This is a genomic window from Nostocoides sp., from assembly GCF_035343835.1.
GTDB lineage: Bacteria > Actinomycetota > Actinomycetes > Actinomycetales > Dermatophilaceae > Nostocoides_A > Nostocoides_A vanveenii.
Map to the genome: position 1 here is coordinate 1 of NZ_DAOQZV010000341.1, position 2,466 is coordinate 2,466.

The window sequence follows — 2,466 nt, forward strand, 5'->3', positions numbered from 1 at the left end:
CGCGGCCGCCCCCCAAAGGAAAGCCGGCCCGCGGGCGGCAAGCCCCTCGGGCGCGCTGGCGAAGGCGCCGAGGGCGCGGCTGAAGGACGGCATAGTTCACCCATCGTCGCCCGGGGGGTGACGAGGCGTCCGAAGGCGCGCCGGTCAGCGCGCCGACATGATCTCCCGCATGAGCTGGGCCGTCTCGGAGGGCGTCTTGCCGACCCGGACCCCGACCGCCTCGAGGGCTTCCTTCTTTGCCGCAGCGGTGCCCGAGGAGCCGGTGACAATGGCGCCGGCGTGGCCCATCGTCTTGCCCTCCGGCGCGGTGAAGCCCGCGACATAGCCGACGACCGGCTTGGTCACGTGGTCCTTGATGTATGCCGCCGCGCGCTCTTCGGCGTCGCCGCCGATCTCGCCGATCATGACGATCGCGTCGGTGTCGGGGTCGTCCTGGAACGCCTGCAGACAGTCGATGTGCGTCGTCCCGATGATCGGGTCGCCGCCGATGCCGACCCCGGTGGAGAAGCCGAAGTCACGCAGCTCGTACATCATCTGGTAGGTCAGCGTGCCGGACTTGGAGACCAGCCCGATCCGACCGGGGCCGGAGATGTCCGCGGGGATGATGCCGGCGTTGGACTGCCCGGGGCTGATCAGGCCGGGGCAGTTCGGGCCGATGATCCGGGTGGTCCCGGCGTTCTGCGCGTAGGTGAAGAACTCCGCGGTGTCCTTGACCGCGACGCCTTCGGTGATGACCACGCAGAGCGGGATCTTCGCGTCGACCGCCTCGACGACCGCGGCCTTGGTGAAGGCGGCCGGGACAAAGATCACCGTGACATCGGCACCGGTGGCCGCCATCGCCTCGGCGACGCCACCGAAGACCGGCACGCTGACCCCGCCGGGGAAGTCGACGCTGGTGCCCGCCTTGCGCGGGTTCACCCCGCCGACGACGGTTGTGCCCGACGCGAGCATCCGCGTGGTGTGCTTCATGCCCTCCGAGCCGGTCATCCCTTGGACGATGACCCGGGAGTCCTTGGTGAGGAAGATCGCCATCGTGGTCCCTTACTTCGCTGCTGCGGCGAGCTCGGCGACCCGGCGGGCCGCACCGTCCATGGTGTCGACGAGCTCGATGATGTCGTGCTCGGCGTCGTCGAGGATCGTGCGCCCTAGGACGGCGTTGTTGCCGTCGAGCCGGACGACGATCGGCAGGGTCGGGGTCTCACCACGCTGCTTGAGCATCTCGATTGCCCCGACGATCCCGTTGGCGACAGCGTCGCAGGCGGTGATGCCGCCGAAGACGTTGACGAAGATTGCCTTGACCTGCGGGTCGCCCATGATGATCTCGAGGCCGTTGGCCATGATCTCGGCGTTGGCGCCGCCGCCGATATCGAGGAAGTTGGCCGGGGCCGGGTGCTGACCGTCCGCGCCGACGAACTCCTCGCCGGCATACGCGACGACGTCGAGGGTGGACATGACCAGCCCGGCGCCATTGCCGATGATGCCGACATTGCCGTCGAGCTTGACGTAGTTGAGGCCCTTCTCGGTCGCGAGGACCTCGAGCGGGTCGGTCTTGGAGTGGTCGACGTACTGCTCGTGGTCGGGGTGCCGGAAGTCGGAGTTGCCGTCGATGGAGACCTTGCCGTCGAGGGCGACGATCTGGCCGTCCTCGGTCTTCACCAGCGGGTTGACCTCGACCAGGGTCGCGTCCTCGGCCGCGTAGACATCCCAGAGCTTGGCGATGACCTCGGCGATGGTGGCCCTGTCGGCCTCGTCGAAGCCGGCCGCGTCGACGATCTCCCGGGCCTTCGCAGCGTCGATGCCGACGATCGGGTCGACCGGAACCTTGGCGAGGGCCTCGGGGCGCTCGACGGCGAGGGCCTCGATGTCCATGCCGCCCTCCTTGCTGCACATCGCCAGGTAGCGCCGGTTGGCCCGGTCGAGCAGGACCGAGAAGTAGTACTCCTCGGCGATCTTCGCGCCCTGGGCGATCATCACCGTCTTGACGGTGTGGCCCTTGATGTCCATGCCGAGGATCTGCCCAGCGAGCTCGCCCGCCTCTGCCGCGGACCGGGCCACCTTGACCCCGCCGGCCTTGCCGCGGCCGCCGGTCTTGACCTGGGCCTTGACGACGGTCACTCCCCCGCTTTTCGCCCCGATCCGTTCGGCCGCCGCACGGGCCTGCTCGGGGGTGGTAGCGATCGCACCGTCCAGCACGGGCACCCCGTGCGCCGCGAACATGTCGCGGGCTTGGTACTCGAAGAGATCCACGTCGATCCGTCCTCGTCTCCGTCGAAGGGACTGTGGGGCAGAGCCTAGTCGTCCAGCCGTATGGCGTCGCCGGGCGGTCCTGCGCTGCGGAACGGGCAGACCGCGTCCAAGAACCCGCGCTGAGCAGGAGGAATGCCGCGGAGCCGCTGCACCGAAGCAGGCGTGTGAGAGAACTCATGCCGCCGTGCGGACCGCCGGGGCGGGCGGCGCGCCGCCCCC

2 protein-coding genes are annotated in these 2,466 nt (G+C 69.4%); both read right to left on the bottom strand.

Annotated features, from left to right (window positions below; genetic code table 11):
* Positions 1–144: 144 nt before the first annotated feature.
* A complete protein-coding gene (gene sucD / locus PKH97_RS15835; protein ID WP_324388576.1) occupies positions 145–1,032 on the bottom strand; it encodes a succinate--CoA ligase subunit alpha in 888 nt (295 codons plus the stop codon).
* 9 nt (positions 1,033–1,041) lie between these two features.
* Entirely contained in the window at positions 1,042–2,247 is a 1,206-nt protein-coding gene (sucC, locus tag PKH97_RS15840; protein ID WP_324388578.1) for an ADP-forming succinate--CoA ligase subunit beta, read from the bottom strand.
* Positions 2,248–2,466 lie beyond the last annotated feature (219 nt).